Below are 212 nucleotides of genomic sequence, written 5' to 3' on the forward strand. Positions count from 1 at the left end.
TACATCTGGCATGGCAAATCACTTAATGCTACAGGCACCTATAAAGACACATTGAAGAATGTGGCTGGTTGCGATTCTATTGTTACACTTACTTTGACAGTAAAAGCAGCATTGACAGGCACCCAAACGGCAACCATTTGTAGCAATAAGCTCCCGTATCTCTGGAACGGGAACTCTTATAACGCAGCTGGCACTTATAAAGACACGCTAAT

At 42.9% G+C, this 212-nt stretch carries 1 protein-coding gene; it reads left to right on the top strand.

Features of this window, described 5'->3' with window-relative positions; all coding sequences use genetic code 11:
* Positions 1 to 212: hypothetical protein (locus A3860_RS41420; RefSeq protein ID WP_158085489.1), on the top strand; the 212-nt coding region annotated here is incomplete at both ends.

Source organism: Niastella vici, from assembly GCF_002077945.1.
Classification (GTDB): domain Bacteria; phylum Bacteroidota; class Bacteroidia; order Chitinophagales; family Chitinophagaceae; genus Niastella; species Niastella vici.